The organism is Trichococcus sp. ES5 (genome assembly GCF_900067165.1).
Lineage (GTDB): Bacteria > Bacillota > Bacilli > Lactobacillales > Aerococcaceae > Trichococcus > Trichococcus flocculiformis.
Map to the genome: position 1 here is coordinate 17793 of NZ_FJND01000020.1, position 18705 is coordinate 36497.

The 18705-nt window shown below is 45.9% G+C and carries 19 protein-coding genes and 2 other annotated features (1 of these 21 cut by a window edge); of the genes, 14 read left to right on the plus strand and 5 right to left on the minus strand.

The window, feature by feature from the left end:
* Positions 1-159: a binding site (T-box leader), on the minus strand; it reaches 92 nt to the left of the window's first position.
* 57 nt (positions 160-216) lie between these two features.
* Positions 217-484, minus strand: a binding site (T-box leader).
* Between the two features lie 263 nt (positions 485-747).
* A complete protein-coding gene (locus TES5_RS12515) occupies positions 748-1905 on the plus strand; it encodes an aminotransferase class I/II-fold pyridoxal phosphate-dependent enzyme (protein WP_178137854.1) in 1158 nt (385 codons plus the stop codon).
* A gap of 67 nt (positions 1906-1972) precedes the next feature.
* Positions 1973-2167: a 2-hydroxymuconate tautomerase gene (locus tag TES5_RS12520; RefSeq protein ID WP_255356065.1), complete on the plus strand. Its 195-nt coding sequence runs from the start codon at positions 1973-1975 to the stop codon at positions 2165-2167.
* 180 nt (positions 2168-2347) lie between these two features.
* Here the strand turns inward: TES5_RS12520 and TES5_RS12525 are convergent, their stop codons facing one another.
* From TES5_RS12525 to TES5_RS12545, 5 genes are all read right to left on the minus strand, one after another.
* Positions 2348-2662 carry a hypothetical protein gene (locus TES5_RS12525; protein ID WP_068562327.1) on the minus strand — a complete coding sequence of 105 codons (315 nt, stop codon included), beginning with the start codon at positions 2660-2662 and terminating at the stop codon, positions 2348-2350.
* Positions 2663-2794: 132 nt separating this feature from the next.
* Complete coding sequence (locus tag TES5_RS12530; RefSeq protein ID WP_068562328.1) at positions 2795-3673, minus strand: helix-turn-helix domain-containing protein; 879 nt, start codon at positions 3671-3673, stop codon at positions 2795-2797.
* Positions 3674-3966: 293 nt separating this feature from the next.
* Positions 3967-4779 (minus strand): sugar-phosphatase, encoded by an 813-nt coding sequence (yidA, locus tag TES5_RS12535; protein ID WP_068562329.1) that lies wholly within the window; start codon positions 4777-4779, stop codon positions 3967-3969.
* Positions 4776-6161: an HD domain-containing protein gene (locus TES5_RS12540; protein WP_068562330.1), complete on the minus strand. Its 1386-nt coding sequence runs from the start codon at positions 6159-6161 to the stop codon at positions 4776-4778. The genes yidA and TES5_RS12540 overlap by 4 nt, the downstream gene beginning before the upstream one ends.
* A 19-nt stretch (positions 6162-6180) precedes the next feature.
* Entirely contained in the window at positions 6181-7032 is an 852-nt protein-coding gene (locus TES5_RS12545) for a lipoate--protein ligase family protein (protein WP_068562331.1), read from the minus strand.
* A gap of 216 nt (positions 7033-7248) precedes the next feature.
* On the opposite strand from TES5_RS12545, the gene TES5_RS12550 reads away from it, so the two are divergent.
* From TES5_RS12550 to TES5_RS12605, 12 genes are all read left to right on the plus strand, one after another.
* Positions 7249-7674 carry a YwiB family protein gene (locus tag TES5_RS12550; RefSeq protein ID WP_178137853.1) on the plus strand — a complete coding sequence of 142 codons (426 nt, stop codon included), beginning with the start codon at positions 7249-7251 and terminating at the stop codon, positions 7672-7674.
* Positions 7675-7718: 44 nt separating this feature from the next.
* Positions 7719-8327: a DNA-directed RNA polymerase subunit delta gene (gene rpoE / locus TES5_RS12555; RefSeq protein WP_068562333.1), complete on the plus strand. Its 609-nt coding sequence runs from the start codon at positions 7719-7721 to the stop codon at positions 8325-8327.
* Positions 8328-8541: 214 nt separating this feature from the next.
* Positions 8542-10149, plus strand: coding sequence for a CTP synthase (locus TES5_RS12560; RefSeq protein WP_068562334.1), 1608 nt, complete (start codon positions 8542-8544; stop codon positions 10147-10149).
* Between the two features lie 182 nt (positions 10150-10331).
* Positions 10332-11189, plus strand: a complete 858-nt coding sequence (fba, locus tag TES5_RS12565; protein ID WP_068562335.1) for a class II fructose-1,6-bisphosphate aldolase — start codon at positions 10332-10334, stop codon at positions 11187-11189.
* 401 nt (positions 11190-11590) lie between these two features.
* Positions 11591-12862 (plus strand): UDP-N-acetylglucosamine 1-carboxyvinyltransferase, encoded by a 1272-nt coding sequence (locus TES5_RS12570; RefSeq protein ID WP_068562336.1) that lies wholly within the window; start codon positions 11591-11593, stop codon positions 12860-12862.
* A gap of 134 nt (positions 12863-12996) precedes the next feature.
* Positions 12997-14256, plus strand: coding sequence for a transcription termination factor Rho (rho, locus tag TES5_RS12575; RefSeq protein WP_068562337.1), 1260 nt, complete (start codon positions 12997-12999; stop codon positions 14254-14256).
* Between the two features lie 96 nt (positions 14257-14352).
* Entirely contained in the window at positions 14353-14724 is a 372-nt protein-coding gene (traF, locus tag TES5_RS12580) for a DUF6568 family protein (protein WP_068562338.1), read from the plus strand.
* A gap of 215 nt (positions 14725-14939) precedes the next feature.
* A complete protein-coding gene (locus tag TES5_RS12585) occupies positions 14940-15203 on the plus strand; it encodes a type B 50S ribosomal protein L31 (protein WP_068562339.1) in 264 nt (87 codons plus the stop codon).
* Positions 15204-15472: 269 nt separating this feature from the next.
* Complete coding sequence (locus TES5_RS12590; RefSeq protein WP_068562340.1) at positions 15473-16366, plus strand: ROK family protein; 894 nt, start codon at positions 15473-15475, stop codon at positions 16364-16366.
* 69 nt (positions 16367-16435) lie between these two features.
* The gene (locus TES5_RS12595; RefSeq protein ID WP_068562341.1) at positions 16436-17875 is read left to right on the plus strand and encodes a glycoside hydrolase family 1 protein; all 1440 of its coding nucleotides are present in this window, start codon (positions 16436-16438) and stop codon (positions 17873-17875) included.
* Positions 17876-17921: 46 nt separating this feature from the next.
* Positions 17922-18224 carry a PTS sugar transporter subunit IIB gene (locus TES5_RS12600; protein ID WP_068562342.1) on the plus strand — a complete coding sequence of 101 codons (303 nt, stop codon included), beginning with the start codon at positions 17922-17924 and terminating at the stop codon, positions 18222-18224.
* A 218-nt stretch (positions 18225-18442) separates the two neighbouring features.
* A partial coding sequence (locus TES5_RS12605; protein ID WP_232309275.1) for a transposase occupies positions 18443-18705 on the plus strand: 263 nt, incomplete at its 3' end.

Sequence of the window (18705 nt, forward strand, 5' to 3'; positions counted from 1 at the left end):
GTGCACGATAAAGGGTGCTCCCTTGAAGGACTTACCGCTTGTGCAGCTCATCCTTCCCGCTCCGAGGCCATCTTCAACACCGTTCCGTATGCCTGTTCTCATCCAACCAGGCTCGCTGTGATACGTTGCGGTGTTTACTTTCCTCTTCCATGCGGTTCTATTCTATCATAAAAATCAAAAAACTCCCGCCTTATCTGTTGCATTTTTTATGCGCAAGATAAGGACGAGAGGTCAAAGTTCAATCTCGTGTTACCACCTTAGTTCACGAAAGCATCGCTGCATCCGCCTTAGCCAGTGCGCCTGCAAATTGCTGCAAGTCAGACTGTGACACTGTAACGGGCGTTCCCGTCCTGTCTTAAGAAATTACTCTTCGGACAAGCCACTCTGAGACCATCTTCAACCAACACTTCCTTGCTTGCTTTCACCTGACCAAGCTCTCTAATGAAGGAGTGGAATGATTTACTCTTCTCTTCGCTGTGTTTTTGATGTGATTAATATACCCAATCCCGCTTTCTTTGTCAACAGATAAGATTAAAAAAGAAATGTAAAATTTCTGGATTTTCTCATTTAACGAAAGAGGCGGCGCTTACAATCGACGCAGGATACCATGGTGCGCTTGACTTATTACCCAAATAGTCGTATTCTGATTAATATTAAAATTATGTGAGAAAAAGGATGTATTCCTATAAAAAGCATGAGCCGAGGGGGTTCTGGCGGTGATGCAAACTTGGATGGAGGATGTACTACATGGCTTTGACAACGAATGAACTATTTTCCCGCATCAAACCTTCGCAGATCCGCGAATTTGATGAATTATTCCGCAGTGTGGAAGACTGCATCCCGATGACGATCGGCGAACCGGATTTTGATATGCCCGAAAACGTCAAGGAAGCCGCCATCAAGGCGATCGAGGACAACGCCTCCCACTATGCGCACACTTCCGGCGAACTTGGCGTCCGGAAAGCGGTCAGCGCATTCCTGGAAAAGCAATATGATCTGCACTACGATCCCGAAACGGAGATCGTGATGACGGTGGGTGCCACGGAAGGGCTGTTTGCCGCGGCTTTCGGCTTGTTGAACCCGGGCGATCAGGTCATTATCCCGTCGCCGTACTTTCCCTTGTACAGCTCTGTGGTGGAACTGAACCGCGGCGAATGCATCCTCGTCGATACTTCCGATACCGGCTTTTTGATGACGCCGGAGCTGCTGCACAAGACGATGGCCGAAAACAAAAATGTCAAAGCGATCTTTTTGAACTACCCGAGCAATCCGACAGGCGCTACCTATACAAAAGATGAACTGATCGCTTTGGCCGATGCGATCAAGCAGTACGACATCTTTGTGCTGAGCGATGAAATCTACAGCGAAATCACCTATGGGGAAAAGCATACGTCGATCGCGACCCTGTTGCGCGACCGCACAATCCTGTTCCAAGGGGCTTCGAAAGCCTTTGCGATGACGGGCTGGCGTGTCGGTGTGCTGGCAGCGGATGCGAAATGGATGAAGACCCTGTTCTTGGCCCATCAGCAGATGGTGACGACCGGCGTAACGGTTTCCAACCGTGCGGCCGAGGAGGCATTCCGCAACAGCGCACCGGATGTCGAAAAGATGCGTTCCGAATATGAAAAGAGAAAAAACATCCTCGTTCCCGCTTTACAGGAGGCAGGCTTTGAGGTTCCCGCACTGAAAGGGGCCTTCTATGCTTTTGCGAAGATTCCGGCGAAGTTCGGTACGGATGATAAGGCCTTCTGCCGCGAAATCGGCATGAACGCCAAAGTGGGCATGCTGCCGGGATCGATCTTCGGACCCGGCGGAGAGGGCTATGTCCGCATGAGCTACGCGCTGAGCACGGAGATGGTCGCTGAGGCGGCTGAGCGCCTGAAGACCTACATCGCCTCCAAATAGAGGTGCAATCGATAAAAATAATTGCTAAAATATAACTGAGTTGAAACCATAAAGCGAAAAGAGGGAAATGAAGATGCCATATGTCCACATCGAATTGCTGGAAGGCAGAACCGACGAGCAGAAACAAGCGTTGATGCGCGATGTCGTGGATGCCGTCGCAAAAAACGCCAATGTATCGAAAGAAAGCGTACACGTGATCCTGAATGAGATCTCAAAACAACATTTGACCAAAAACGGCGAATTCATAGGCGAAAAAGCCTAAAGGTTCCATGAAATAAGCCAAGGCCGGGATAAAAAATCCGGTCTTGGCTTATTTTTTGATCGTAATTGATTTGCTATAGAAACCATATATCGCCGATGATCAGACGGATCCAATTCATGGGGGAGGCCTCCTTTCACAGTACAGGCAACCTTGCGACCGGGTACAATGACTACAAAACAGCTATTTTTCGTGAAAGGTACTTTTGATGTAGAGAAGCAGGAAGATTGCCAAAAGGACAACGATATTCACTGACATTCCCAAACTTGGTGGAAGGACCTGAATAAGCAAGGCCAGCACAATCAGGTTCAGGGCATCGATGCCAAGGAAGGTCCAATGCTGCGCGGATTCCATGCAGTTGCTGGAAACAAACAACAAGCCGCTGCATATACTGATTGTGAGCCACCAGGATTCTGGTACTTCAGGATACCGTGCTCTTCCGATCAGGCAGGCACAGCCTAGTATATAAGCGCATAGATTGCATCGTTTTGGATTCATTGACTTTACCTGCCTCCCTTCCAAGAAATGGTCATTTTGGGAATTATCACGACAGTCTTCCCATAAGTGCTTTCATTTTAATACAGATGGTTCACCTCTTTACGAAATATTCCTATACGCATAAAAGAGCAATCAACTGTTTGATTGCTCTTTCAGGAGGTTATATTCATTTTCGAGGTTGGCTTTGAAATCCTGATCATCCGCTGCTTCGATCAAGCGGAATGCTTGGTCGATCAGCAGTCGGCCTTCGGGATTTCCCTTCTTCGCTAAGGCAAGGCCTTTCCTGAGGTAACAGACGGACAAGTGCCGGTAGGAGCCAGCTTCCTTTGCCGCCGGGATCAGTTCATCGATGCGCATGATCGTCTCTGCGTAACGTCCGTTCTTCAACAGCAATAAGCACAAGTTGTGGCGCAACGAGACGGCGATTTTGCCTGCGAAGGGATGATTGACGTATTTTTGAATTTGAGCCAATGCGGTCCCGGAAATCAGGATGGCTTCGTCGATAGGGAACAGGAACAGCATTGCGTTGATCATCCTTAATTCCACCAGATACCAGCCATCAAGCTTCTCGAGCCTTTCCCATACAGGGCGCACATGTTTACGGGCATCCGCGATGTCTCCGGTTATTGCCAGAATGATCAGCGCATCCGTCAGATGAACGATGTCGGTGATGATGTAATCCGTATGCACGTTCAGATACTTCAGGGCTTTTTCCCGAATTTCTTGCAAGACAGGGACATCGTTGAAGGACAGATTCATGAAAGCCGTCAGCAGTTGTTCCTTTTCGGAATGATTGTAATCGTTCATGATGTACTGGAGCTCTTCATCGGACATGTCCAGCCTGCTCAAAAGATGCCGATAGTTGCCCAGCGTCGGCTCGATCAGATCCCTTTCGATCTTGGAATAGGTAGATTGATGGATCTTATTTTCGGCCATATATTGTTGGGAATACTGTTTGTTTTTTCTTATTCTTAGGAGGGTTTTGCCGAACCCCGCAGAATGATTGTCCATATCATACACCTGCTTCACGCGTGATTAAAATGGGGCTGTCTCGATGAGACAGCCCTGGTTGTGGTTGGGTGGTATTATTGACTGGTCTGAGGATCGAATTCACGGCGGAATTCCCCGCCAAAATAGATTTGGCGGGGAATCTCGCATTGCCCGCGGATGTTTTTCCCCGCCAAGGTGGTTTCGGCGGGTTTTCTGACTGCGATTTGAACTGTTTTTCCCCGCCAAACTGGTTTTGACGGGTTATTTCAGCCCGAATTCAGTTCCAGACAGCCCCATGCATACCTTTTTCTGGTTTATTTGTTCAGGTAGGTCCGGATTGCGTGCGCCACGCCGCTTTCGGCGTTGGATTTGGTGATGAAATCCGCAGCTTCCTTCACTTTATCGACGGCGTTGCCCATCGCGACGCCGACGCCTGCGTATTCGATCATGCTCAGGTCGTTCTCGTTATCGCCGATGGCCATGATATTTTCGGAATCAATATTCAGCAATGCAGCCAATTCGGCCAAGGCGCTGGCTTTACCGGCATCTTTGTTCAGCACTTCCAGGAAATGCGGTTCGCTGCGGACAATTACATAATCCTCGTGGAACTGCGCTGGAATTGCCGGAATCAGGATATCCAACAGTTCGGGCTGGTCGATGAACATGATTTTTGTGAACAGTTTATCTTCAGGCAATTCAGCCAATGAGCGATAACGGATCGGCATCGTCGTAATGAAGGACTCGCGTGTTGTGAAGATGCTGATGTCTTTGTTCGCGGTATAGATGGCTTCGCTGTCGATTCCGTGCGTGTGCACATGGAAATTATCGGCCAATTCGTTGATCCGGACGAAGTCGCTGTAATCCAGTGTATGTGAAACGAGTACTTCGTTTGTTGCGGTGGACAGCACCAAAGAGCCGTTGTAAGTGATGACGTAATCTTCGTCCTGATCCAATTCCAATTCTTTGATGTAGCGTTTGACGCCCGGAAGTGGTCTGCCGGTGCAAAGTACGATTTTTACGCCTTGTTCGCGCGCTTCCGTAATGGCTGCTTTTACTTCCGGGGTGATTTTGAACTCCTTGTCGACCAATGTGCCATCGATGTCGATGGCGATTAATTTGATGCTCATAGTGTACCTCCTGTTTGTTGGGTTGGTAAAATTTCATCATTCTCAAAAAAAGTTGAAAACTCCTTCGATAGCGACTCGAAAAGATTGATGCCAGCTTCCTCGTCGCCGTGGGTAATTTCGCGAGGGAAGTAGAAACGTTCATCCCCGCGGACCTTGCCCGTCAAAGCCGAAACGATCGAACTTGCCTGCGAAAGCTCCAGGAAACTGCCGTTTTTCTGGACAAGTTCAATCTGGGTCTTGGTTGTGGCCTGATGCGGCCGGTAAAGATCATAAGGCAGGTCATAGCTGTTGTTGACAGCCGTATAGTAATCCGGATTGAAGCCCATGCGCTCAATGATGGCGCTCATGCGTTCCAGTGTAGCATCATCGCGTCCTTTTGTGTAGCGGACCGATTTGAAAGGATGACGATTGACGAAGCGATAGGCCAAGTCGTTCAGAATCGGATCCTTTTCGTCAAGCCAATGGTTGAAGTAGGTCGTCAGGACGCCATCATCCAAACGCAAGTAATCCTTCAGTGTCCAAGTCTGTTTGAAGAACGGCGTCAGGAAAGTGGCGGTATGCCGGAATTCGGCCTGTTCATCCAAATAGACATCCTTCGCCCGTTTCAACAGATGGCTGAGAACGACCTCCATGCCGCGGGAAACCGGATGAAAGTAAATCTGCATATACATCTGATAGCGGCTGACGATATAATCCTCCACCGCATGCATGCCGGAAATATCAAAGGCGATACCATGCTCATAAGGACGGATGACGCGCAAAATCCTCGTCAGGTCAAAATTGCCGTAAGTGACGCCCGAATAATAGGCGTCGCGCAGCAAGTAATCCATCCTGTCGGCATCGATCTGGCTGGAGATCAGTTGCACCACCTGCGGATTGTCGTAGGTCTTGGCGATGACAGCGGCAACCTGATTCGGGAAATCCGGACCGACCCGTTGGAGAATCCGATTGATTTCGGTATCCGGTGAGGTGATGATCTCGATTGTGATGGCTTCATGGTCTGTATCGAATATCTTTTCGAAGGTATGCGAGAACGGGCCATGGCCGATGTCATGCAACAAAGCTGCGCACAGCGTCACGAGCCGCTCACCATCGTCCCAAAGGCCATCCCCAGGCGCTTTGCTGGGATAGTTCCGGACGAACTTATCGCAAATCCGGCGGGCGATTTCATAGACGCCCAATGAATGGTTGAAACGGGAGTGCTCGGCGCCGTGGAAAGTATAGGAAGAAGTCCCCAGTTGCTTGATTCGACGCAAACGCTGGAATTCGGGTGCATTGATCAGGTCCATGATGATGCGGTACTGGATGTGGATGTAATCATGGACCGGGTCCCGGAATACTTTTTCTTTCGGCAATAATTCCGCGGTATAGTGTGTGCTCAAATCCCATCGCCTCTTTCTGTCAGTCCGCTTCCGGATAGTGGTCCTGATTGATTTTTTCATTGCGTTTCTTCATTTTTGTATAGGCTTTTTCATACTCTTCCATCAAACGCTGGTTGAATGCTCCGGGCAGGAGCGTGTTGCCGTTCTTCGTGAAGACGGACAGGATCCGTGCTTTCACATCGGCTACAGTCAACGGTTTGTCCAGCAATTCCGCCAAGTTCGCCATGGATCCGGGATCGACGGCCGGGAAATGCCAGCGGGTCTCTTCGCCTTGCAGACTTTCTTCGTAGAAGCGGCGGATCATTTCTCCGCGCTGCTCTTGCTTGCCGTTTACGCTCATGTAGATCATGATGGCCACACCGTTTTTGAAACGGCGCTGCGCGATGCCGGCGAATTTCTTGCCGTTGATGCTCAGGTCGAAGTCACCCGGACAATAGGAGTTGCTGATTTCGAAGGCTTCAATCACCTGTTCGGAATCAGAAAAAGCCTGCTCAACCAATTCTTTCATAAGCACATAACCGTCATGGATGGTAAGTTTGGCCTTTTCGGTTTCCGGAAGCACCAGAGAGAAGTTCAGGATACCCTCATCGGCTACGACGGCCAATCCGCCGGCATTGCGGACGACGATATCCGTCGGAACGTTCCTCAAATAGCGCAGGCCGTCTTCCAGATGGGGCAGGCGCGTGTCCATCATGCCCAGGATGACCAGCTTTTCCATCGGCCAAAAATGCAAGGCAGCCGGAGCTTCAGCGTTTCCCACCAAGCGGATCAACGCATCGCCCATCGCGAAGTGCGCGAGAGGATCGGCGCCGAATGCTGTATTTGAAGTATCGTAGATATGATAAATGTTGTTTTTTAAATAGTTTGTCATAGGCGCTTCCTTATCTTTTGGGTTGTTTCTGCTCCCATTATAGCAAAGTTCAGGCAAGATTTGAGAGCGAATTACAGAGAAAAGGCAGGATTTCTTCGCATTTTGGAAAATCAGCCCGCAAATGATTGACCAGCGCTCATTTGTACCGCTATACTGTATTTGAAAAACACGTGCGGCCGCAAGGCTTCAGCACGATGGTCAATGAGGTGGAAAAGCTTGTCTTTAAAAGAAGGAATGCCCATCGAGTTCCGATTGGAAACGCTGGTGAAGCAAGAAGGGGAGCAGGAAAGCTTCCTATATGAAGGAATGGGCCAAATTGTGGAAATGGGCAATTGGCTTTATCTGCGCTATATCGAAGCGGAAACGGCTGTCCCGGTCACTTTCAAACTATCCCGTGAAGGGAAAATGACGATTATCCGCAGAATGGAACAGACGAGCCGCATGACCTTTGATGCAGCAGGAAAAGGCATGGCTATGGTTCCGACGCCGGCCGGATTGATGGAAATCGAAACGATTACCCATGAGATGCTGCTGGAGTTCAAGGAAAAGCCGTTTGCCGGAAAAGTGACCTTGCATTACGAACTCCAAATGAACAAACAAAAATTGGGAGATTATCGAATTGAATTGCAATTTACCACCTGAGTATTGTATGATTAAGAGTAAACTTTTGAAAGGACGTGACACCATTGAAATTGAAGCAATTAGATGGTACTAGCAAAAACGAATTGTCAATGATAGAAGTTGCACACGCAATTTTCGAAGAAAACGGTGACGTACTGGACTTTAACCAATTATTGGTTCAGATACAGGACTATCTTGAAATGTCGGAAGAAGAATTGGAAAGCAAGATGACACGTTTCTACACGGATTTGAACATTGATGGCAGCTTTATTTCTTTAGGAGAAAATCGTTGGGGATTGCGTTCGTGGTATCCGATTGATTCAATTGATGAAGAGATTCTTTCCAGCATCGATGAGGACGAAGTGAAAGTCCGCCGCAAGAAACGCAAGAAGCTGAATGCATTCGCCACATCGGAAGATGATGACGATGTGATCGACTACAATGACGATGATCCGGAAGACATCGATGTTGCTGACGAAGATGAAGAAATCGATGTGGATGAGGATGAAGTCGATGATGTCGACGCTGTGGACATCACGGATGACGATGATGACATCACGAGCGGCATTGAAGAAGACTTGACCTTGATTATCGAAGATGAAGATCTTGATGAAGAAGAAGAGTTCGAAGAGGAAGAAGAGTTCGTTGCGGAAGAAACGGACGAAGAGGAATAATCATTTCCCCGTATCCAATTCTTTCTTGACACCTTATGCAATTGGGGGTATCATCTTCATTGGGCTCCCAAAAAGCAATTCTTTTTGGAAAGCATACGTTGAATTTTTACGGCTCCCTGTTCTTTAGAGAACAGGGAGCTTTATTTTGTTTATTGCAGCGTTGGAGATTCCTTCAGACATAATTTTGCACATTTAAAAATAGGGGGAAGAAAAAATGACAAAGTATATTTTTGTAACAGGCGGGGTAGTATCTTCAATCGGGAAAGGTATTGTTGCGGCGTCTTTGGGGCGTTTGCTGAAGAACCGTGGATTGAAAATCACGATCCAAAAATTCGACCCTTACATCAATGTGGATCCGGGTACGATGAGTCCTTACCAACACGGAGAAGTTTTCGTCACTGATGACGGTACGGAAACCGATTTGGACTTAGGCCACTATGAGCGTTTCATAGATATCAACCTCAATCAATATTCAAATGTGACGACCGGTAAAGTTTATTCTGAAGTCATCCGTAAAGAACGCAAAGGGGATTATTTAGGGGCAACTGTCCAAGTCATCCCGCATATCACGAATGAAATCAAAGAAAAAATTATGCGTGCCGGCGAAACAACAGATTCGGACATCGTCATCACCGAAGTCGGAGGAACCGTTGGGGATATCGAATCTTTGCCGTTCCTGGAAGCATTGCGCCAAATGCGCATGGAAGCCGGTGTTGAAAATGTATTGTACATCCACACGACATTGATCCCTTATTTGCGCGCAGCCGGCGAATTGAAAACAAAGCCAACACAACACAGCGTCAAAGAATTGCGTAGCTTAGGGATTCAACCGAATATTCTGGTAGTGCGTACAGAAATGCCATTGCCGCAACACATCAAAAACAAACTGGCCTCCTTCTGTGATGTGAAAGCCGAAGCGGTCATCGAATCTCGGGACGTGGAAACGTTGTATGAAATTCCTTTGATGCTGCAGGAACAGAACATGGACCAGATCGTTTGCGATTATCTTGGTCTGACCGATCTGCCGCAAGCTGACATGACCGACTGGAAAGCGTTGGTTGAAAAAGTCCAAAGTCTTGAAAAGACTACCAAAATCGCTTTAGTCGGAAAATATGTGGAACTGCAGGATGCTTACTTGTCTGTGGCTGAAGCGTTGAAACATGCCGGTTATGCCCACAATACGGAAATCGACATCCAATGGATCAATGCAGAAGAAGTGACTACTGCGAATGCGCAAGAGCATTTGGCCAGTGCTGATGGAATCCTTGTTCCCGGCGGATTCGGAGACCGCGGCATCGAAGGTAAAATTGCTGCCATCCAATACGCACGCGAAAATAATGTGCCGTTCTTCGGTATTTGCTTAGGGATGCAATTGGCTTGTGTCGAGTTTGCCCGTAACGTTGTCGGTTTGGAAGATGCGGATTCAGCGGAAACGAATCCGGCATGCAAAAATAACATCATCGATCTGATGCCGGACCAAGAGAACATCGATGAAATGGGCGGAACGCTACGGTTGGGTCTGTACCCTTGCGAGTTGAAAGAAGGAACATTGGCCAAGAAACTTTACCATAATACCGATATGGTCCAAGAGCGTCATCGTCATCGTTATGAATTCAACAATGCATACCGTGAAGCTTTGGCTGAAAAAGGCATGGTTTTCTCAGGCGTATCGCCTGATCAACGCTTAGTGGAAATCGTGGAATTGAAAAACCATCCGTTCTATATTGCTGCCCAGTTCCATCCCGAGTTCATCTCACGTCCGGATAGACCACAGCCGATTTTTGACGGCTTCATCGCAGCGGCCTTAGTAAAAATCCTGTAAACCAGAGTTTGATTTTCAATAGAAATGAATTATTTTGCGCTTTCATTTTGGCTGATTTTCCTAATAAGGTAGTAAAAAATTACATTTTCTGATAAAATGTAATTGTTGTAAAGTGTTCACATTCCAAAATGTGAATTTTCTGCAAACAAAAGAGACCAATGGATTCCAAGGAGGCAACAAGAATGAGTCGTTTAGTAAGTATGACAGATATGTTAAACAAAGCGTTAGAAGGAAAGTATGCCGTAGGACAATTCAACATCAACAACCTTGAGTGGACGCAAGCTGTATTGCAAGCTGCACAAGAAGAAAAATCTCCAGTTATTTTGGGTGTTTCTGAAGGCGCAGCAAAATACATGGGCGGACATTTAGTTGTTGCAGCTATGACTAATGCTTTATTAGAAACTATGGACATCACTGTTCCTGTAGCACTGCATCTTGACCACGGTACAAGCTTTGAAAGCTGCAAATCCGCTATCGATGCTGGTTACTCATCTGTAATGATCGACAAATCACATTTCCCTATTGATGAAAACATTGCGCAAACCAAATTAGTAGTTGAGTACGCACAGTCTAAAGGCGCTTCTGTTGAAGCTGAAGTTGGAACTGTCGGCGGAACTGAAGACGGAATCACTGGCGGAATCCAATACGCTAATCCAACTGAATGCTTACGCATGACAACTGAAGCAGGTATCGATGCATTGGCTGCTGCTTTAGGTTCTGTACACGGACCTTACTCTGGCGAACCTGTTCTTGGTTTCGATGAAATGAAAGAAATCTCTGAATTGACTCACAAACCATTAGTATTGCACGGCGGTTCAGGAATCCCAGAACACCAAATCAAAAAAGCTATCGAATTCGGACATTCAAAAATCAACGTGAACACTGAATGCCAACAAGTCTTTACAGCTGCTGTAAGAGAAAAATTAGCTACAGACGCTAACGTTTACGATCCTCGTAAAGTTATCGGACCTGGTAAAGAAGCGATCATTGCAGTCGTTAAAGAAAGAATGCAAGTTTTCGGTTCAAGCAACAAAGCTTAATTTAATCAAACGATCTTCGAGGAGGTCTGGGACCTATGTTCCGGATCTCCTTTTTTGTTGCCTTATTTTCCATATATTTCTGAGTTTGTGTTAACATAAGACCATAAGGTAAGGTCAGTTTTCTTCAATGCAGAGCGGGTTTTTACCGCTTTTTGTACGCTGTTCGGCCGTATCAAATTGAGAAATATAGCGGAAAGTAGACGTTTGTATAAAAAACTAGTAATGGACCCTGTATTTTTGTTAGAATTATAGATGATCAACCAACAATCGGATGAAAATAAAAACAATGATATTTCAGTATCGTAGCAACGTTTTTCTGCACTACGCAAGACGTGTGAGCGATTCCATTTATTTCCGGACGCTTTTTCGTTCGACAACTAAACATGAAGTGAGGCTTTTTTATGAAAAAATTAGTTATAGAGGGGAATAAACCGTTGAACGGTGAAATCACGATCAGTGGAGCGAAAAACAGTACGGTCGCGCTGATTCCGGCTGCCATTTTGGCGGACTCCCCCGTCATCTTGGAAGGCATCCCAAACATTCAGGATGTGCACTCTCTGATAGATATCCTTGAGGATTTCAACGTCGAGGTGTCTTTTGATGAGGATGAGGGCATCATCACAATCGATCCGACCAACATGATTTCCATTCCCATGCCTACCGGAAAGATCAAAAGCTTGCGTGCTTCGTATTATTTTATGGGAGCTATTCTTTCAAAATTCGGTGAAGGTGTCATTGGACTGCCTGGAGGCTGCTTCTTGGGCCCGAGACCGATCGACCAGCACATCAAAGGATTCGAGGCGTTGGGCGCGACAGCGCGCAATGAAATGGGCGCCATCTACCTGACGACTCCGGAAGAGGGTCTGAAAGGCGAGCGTATTTATCTTGACGTTGTTTCGATCGGGGCGACAATCAACACGATCTTGGCAGCTGTCAAAGCGAAAGGTAAAACAATTATCGAGAATGTGGCCAAAGAGCCGGAAATCATCGATGTCTGTATCTTATTGAACAACATGGGAGCAAAAATCCGCGGAGCCGGTACCGATATTATCCGTATCGAAGGTGTGGAAAACCTGCATGGCTGCAGACACACCGTGATCCCTGACCGCATCGAAGCGGGGACTTATCTTGCTGCTGCGGCTGCAGTGGGTGAGCGGGTACTTGTGAAGAATGTGATTGTTGAGCATATCGAAAGCCTGATCGCAAAAATGGAAGAGATGGGGGTGGATATGGAAATCGGTGAGGATAGTATTCTGGTCAAGAAATCCGATAATCTGAAGATGGTCCATATCAAAACGTTGCCTTATCCTGGTTTTGCGACTGATTTGCAGCAACCACTGACGCCGCTCTTATTGAAAGCGAGCGGTGACGGTACCATCATCGATACGATCTATCCGAAACGCGTCAACCATATCCCGGAACTCCGCAGAATGGGTGCGAATGCCAAGGTGGAAAGTGACATGATCTTCATGCAAGGTCCCAACAAACTGACCGGTGCAGAAGTCACGGCCAGCGATTTGCGTGCAGGAGCCTGCTTGGTCATCGCCGGCTTGATGGCGGAGGGTACAACCACGATTTCCGGTATCGAGAATATCCTGCGCGGATATGATCATATCGTCGAAAAACTGACCGCTTTGGGCGCAGACATCAAAATGATCGAAGACGAAGAATAAACTTCTCAGCGCTACACGATATGCAAAGCACCTTCAAAGCAGCAACCGACTTTGAAGGTGCTTTGAATATCTTATAGTGTACACTTGCCTAAAATAAGCATCATCAGAATGATAAGAGAGGAAGGTGGAATTGTTTGGAAGATATGCTTACCTTGCATGAGTTGGAAAGTAAGACACTGAAAGAAATATACACCTATGCCAGAGACCTGAAGATTCCCTACTACAGCCAAATGAACAAAAAAGAATTGTCCTTGGCCGTTATCCGTGCTCAAGAGGAAAAACAAGGATTCTTCATGACCGAGGGTGTTTTGGATATCGTCGCCCAGGAAGGGTTCGGCTTTTTAAGGCCGATCAACTATTCGCCGAGCCAAGAAGACATTTACATATCGACTTCGCAAATCAGACGCTTCGATCTGCGCAATGGAGATAAAGTAGCCGGAAAGGCCAGACCTCCAAAAGCATCCGAACGTTATTACGGCCTGATGCAAGTCAGCACCGTCAATGGGAAACGGCCTGAGCAAGCCAAAGAACGCTCCCACTTCCCAGGGTTGACACCGATTTATCCGAATCAGCAGATGAAGTTAGAGACCGCACGTACAAACGTTACTGCTCGGATGATCGATTTGTTCTCGCCCATCGGTTTCGGACAACGTGGGATGATTGTTGCGCCTCCTAAAGCAGGGAAAACGACGCTGTTGAAAGAAATCGCGAATGGCATCACCACCAATCATCCTGATGTCGAACTGATCATGCTGCTCATCGATGAGCGTCCCGAAGAAGTGACGGATATCGAGCGCAGTGTGAAGGGGGATGTTGTCTCCTCGACCTTTGACCAGCAACCGGCAAATCATGTCCGGGTGGCGGAACTTGTCCTGGAAAGAGCCATGCGCCTTGTTGAAGACAAACGTGATGTGGTCATCTTGATGGATAGCCTAACGCGTTTGGCCCGTGCCTATAACTTGGTTATTCCGCCAAGCGGCCGTACGTTGAGTGGTGGGATCGATCCGGCAGCCTTTTATCGTCCAAAACGTTTCTTTGGCGCAGCCCGGAATATTGAGGATGGCGGTAGTCTGACGATCATCGCAACGGCGCTTGTCGACACCGGCAGCCGGATGGATGAAGTCATCTACGAAGAATTCAAGGGAACAGGGAACATGGAACTTGTGCTTTCCCGTGAATTGTCGGAACGACGCATTTTCCCAGCCATTGATATCAAAAAATCGGGCACCCGCAGAGAAGACCTCCTGCTGGATGCGAAAACGATGGAAAGTATCTACAAAGTCCGCCGCAGCATGCGCGGGGATACTTTGGAATACACTGAGAGTTTCTTGAAACAAATGAACACGACCGAAAACAACGAAGCTCTGCTGAAGCGGATTGCGTTGATGAAATAGCGAGGCGACCCTCAAGGCGCGCGAGCAAATTATGAGCATTTTTTTTAGCTTCCCGGTATAGTGGGACTATCAAAACGCAAAACTGGAGGTTTTCAAATGCTTTTCAATAAAGGAAATTACGAAGAAGATACAAAAGAGTTCATAGAGATCACGGCTGAAGAGTTTGAAGAAAAATTGGCTGCCGGAGAAAAAACGATCGTTTACCTCGGGAAAGCCGTTTGCCCCTATTGCCGGAAATTTGTCCCTAAATTAGACAAAGTCCGCAAAGAAAAGAACTTGACGATCCATTATCTGGACAGCCTGAACACACCGACAGACCCTGCAATCCAAAGTCTGCGCGACAGAATGGGTGTCCGTACGGTGCCTGCGCTTGTGACGATCGATGGTCCGGGCCAATTTACGAATCTGAATGCCGACAGCAGCCTTTCGGAAGAAGAGATTACGGCAATTCTGGATAAGAAAAGCTGACCCGTGAAGCTAGACAATACTAAACCGTAGCAAATGTGTTTTTCAGGGCACTGACTACAAGAGCGGGAGTGCGTTTTTAAAAATTATCATTGCATTCTTGCTATTTGCGTGGTATCATTTTAACGTTAAAAAGGATTACCCTGCGGTAGGCCTTTTATTACAAAATGACAACTCTGGCTTAGTAAATAATCCAGGGCAAAAGGAGCGAAAGAGACATGAAACAAGAAATCCATCCAAATTACCAACCAGTTGTATTCATGGATACAACTACAGGATTCAAATTTTTATCAGGTTCAACAAAAGGTTCAAGCGAAAAGGTTGAATGGGAAGATGGCAACACTTACCCAATGATCCGTGTAGAAATTTCTTCTGATTCACACCCATTCTATACTGGACGTCAAAAATTCACGCAAGCCGATGGCCGTGTGGACCGCTTCAACAAGAAATACGGTTTCAAAAACAACGAAGAACAAGCATAATCTTTTTGAAGAGAGCTTTCCCGGTTTCGGGAGAGCTCTTTTTACTTTTATTGCGAAAAAATAAAAAAAATTAAAAAAGATGTTGAAATGTAATTGTTTTCAGTGTATGCTATATCCATAAACGCGCGTTCACGATAGCCACTGTCTATGAAAGGTTAGAAACGAGGGCACTTTTTTTTAACCAAACAATAAACGCGCGTTTACGAAGTTGAAGTGAGATGCAGATTCAGTAAGTAATCTGCAAAACCTTCATTTTAAGGAGAAGTGTTATGGAGAAAAGTCATTTAGGAATAGATATAGGAGGGACATTCATCAAGTATGCATTAATGGATAAGTATTATTGCATCAAAGACAAGTGGAAAATCGATACGATTAAGTACGATACGGCAGCGGAGTTATATGATTACATCTGCTCAAACATAAGATCAATTGATGAAATCGACAAAATTGGTGTAAGCGCACCCGGTCTTATTGATGAAGACTCAAATGTGAAGTCATATGCTGCTCCAAACGTAGCTATTATGTATGGCACAAACATCAACGACGAAATCAGCAAAAGAACAAACAAAAAGGTAGCCTCAATCAACGATGCAAAAGCCGCAGGATTATGCGAGTTTGAATTGGGAAATGCAAAAGGGTACAAGTCTTCTGCGTTTTTGATTATAGGAACAGGAACAGGCGGCTGCATCTGTGATGAGAATGGCGTCATTTATGGGAAAGATGCCTTTGCGGGAGAATTTCACAACATGCCTTTTATGAACGCCAAGATAGGTGGCCTTGATAAAATGGGCGATTATGCGTCAATCACCGGCCTTGTAAATCTGTATAACGAAAAAGCCGCTGAGTATGACAAGGTTCAGTATGGCTATGAAGTATCCCATAAGTATTTGAATGGAGACAGTATAGCGGTGTCATCCGTGGAGGAATGGATAAGGAACATAGTGGCTCAGCTGCTGGTGATCACCGTTTTCTATAATCCGGAAGTGATCTGCATCGGGGGAGGAATTTCAGAAGAGGATTGGTTTATCGACAAAGTAAGCGCGCAGTACAAGAAAACCTGCATGGACTATTTTGAGGCGGATTTCATCACTACGGAAATTGATAGATGCAAGTACAACAATGATGCCAATTTGCTGGGTGCTGTCATTAAGGCTTCTCTTTGAGCTAAAAAGCAGCGTTTTCAAGAAAAGTCATCAGAAATCAAATTTTTAAGAACAGGAGGAGAGGCTGCAGTGATATACGAAAAATTAGATACATTCCGTGAGGATTTCCTATGGGGATCGGCATCGGCAGCATATCAAGTTGAGGGTGCATGGGATCAAGATGGAAAGGGTGAAAGTGTATGGGATGTGTACACGAAATTACCCGGCACAACTTTTAAAAATACAAATGGGGATGTTGCGGTAGATCATTACAACCGATACAAAGAAGACGTTGCCTTGATGGCTGAAATGGGATTGAAAGCCTATAGATTTTCAATTGCATGGACCCGCGTTTATCCTGATGGGAAGAGTGAAGTGAATGAGGAAGGCTTGAAATTCTATGAGAATTTGATTGATGAACTCATTGCAAACGGTATCAAACCTGTCGTCACTTTGTATCACTGGGACTTGCCACAGCACCTGCAGGATCTGTATGGTGGCTGGGAATCAAGGGAAATCATTCAGGATTTTAACAGATATTGTGTAACCTTGTTTAAGCGTTTTGGCAGCAAAGTCAAGCATTGGGTTTCTTTGAATGAACAAAATATATTTATGTCGCTGGGTTATGTAACCGCTATGCACCCGCCGGCTGTAAAAGATCAGAAGAGAATGCTGCAGGCGAATCATATTGCAAACTTAGCTAATGCTACAGTAATCGAATCATTCAAAACCTACGTTCCGGACGGCATGATTGGACCGAGTTTTGCATTTGGACCCGTGTATCCGTTCAGCTGCGATCCGAAAGATGTGTTATCTGCAGAAAATGCGGAAGATCTTAATTGCAACTGGTGGCTGGATGTCTACTGCAAAGGAAAATATCCAGTGTTCGCCTTCAAATATTATGAAAGACTTGGGCTCGCGCCTATTATCGAAGAAGGCGATCTCGAACTTTTGGAGAGAGTCAAACCGGACTTTATCGGCATCAACTATTACCAAACAAGCACTATCGCGTTCAATCCGCTTGATGGAGTAGGACAATCGGAAGGGATCAACAACACAGGCAAAAAAGGGAGCGCTAAAGAAAGCGGATTGCCCGGCGTTTATAAAAATGCGAAAAATCCGCATCTGGAAACGACCAACTGGGATTGGGCCATCGATCCTACGGGATTAAGGGTTGGATTAAGAAGATTAACCAGCAAGTATAATCTTCCGATACTCATTACAGAAAATGGTCTAGGGGAATTTGATAAGCTCGAAGAGAATAATGTTGTGGCTGATGTTCACAGAATCAATTATCTCAGTGCCCATGTCAAAGCTTGCAAAGAAGCAGTCACAGATGGTGTCGATCTTCTGGGATACTGCACCTGGTCATTCACAGATTTGTTGAGTTGGCTCAACGGTTATCAGAAACGTTACGGATTCGTCTACATAGACAGGGACGAAAATGATCAGAAGGATCTGAGACGTATCAAAAAGAACAGCTTCTATTGGTACAAGAATGTCATCAGCAGCAACGGAGAAGAGCTATAAATTTCGTCCATAAGCAGTAAATACAAAAAATAAGGAGTGAGGAATCATGAAGAAAATTTTATTAGTATGTTCAGCGGGGATGTCCACAAGCTTGCTTGTGACCAAAATGAGAGAAGCAGCAAAACAAAAGGGTGTGGAAGTAGGGATAGACGCGCTTCCGGTTGCGGAAGCCAGCACCGCTGTTGATCATGTCGACATTGTCCTTTTGGGGCCTCAAGTGCGTTTCCAGAAAGCAACTGTCGAAAAACTCGTAAAAGGCAGAATTCCAGTGGAAGTTATGGACATGCGTCTGTATGGAACTATGAACGGAAAAGCGATTTTAGAAGATGCTCTGCAAAAAATGAACTAGGAAAAGAGGATGGAAAAAATGACTCTCATGGACAAATTTCAAAGTATTATTGAAAGATTATTAGTCCTGAATTATTCATAGATTTTCAGAAAACGTCTTGAAACGTTAGTCTTCCAACATATTTTGTCTTTCCAGTTCACACCCAAAAGGTGTGAAAAAAGAACCCCAATCTGTTATGGTTAATGTACGACCAACAACCAAAGAAAGGGGTTCTCTCAATGGCAACTTTACACGAAAATACGCTAAACTTCAACAAAAAAATGACGGTTACAAATACTGGAGGTAATCTCTCCACGGATGCTGGTCTTGTTTTAGTTAAAGAATTCCTTTATTCAATCGGATTCGAACAGTTGATGGAGAAAGAGCTTCATTTTCAAGACTCCCGTCTTTTACCTACACATTCAAATGAAACCATCCTTGAACAACTGATTTTCCAATTAATTGCAGGCTATGATACCGATGCATCTGCCAACATCTTACG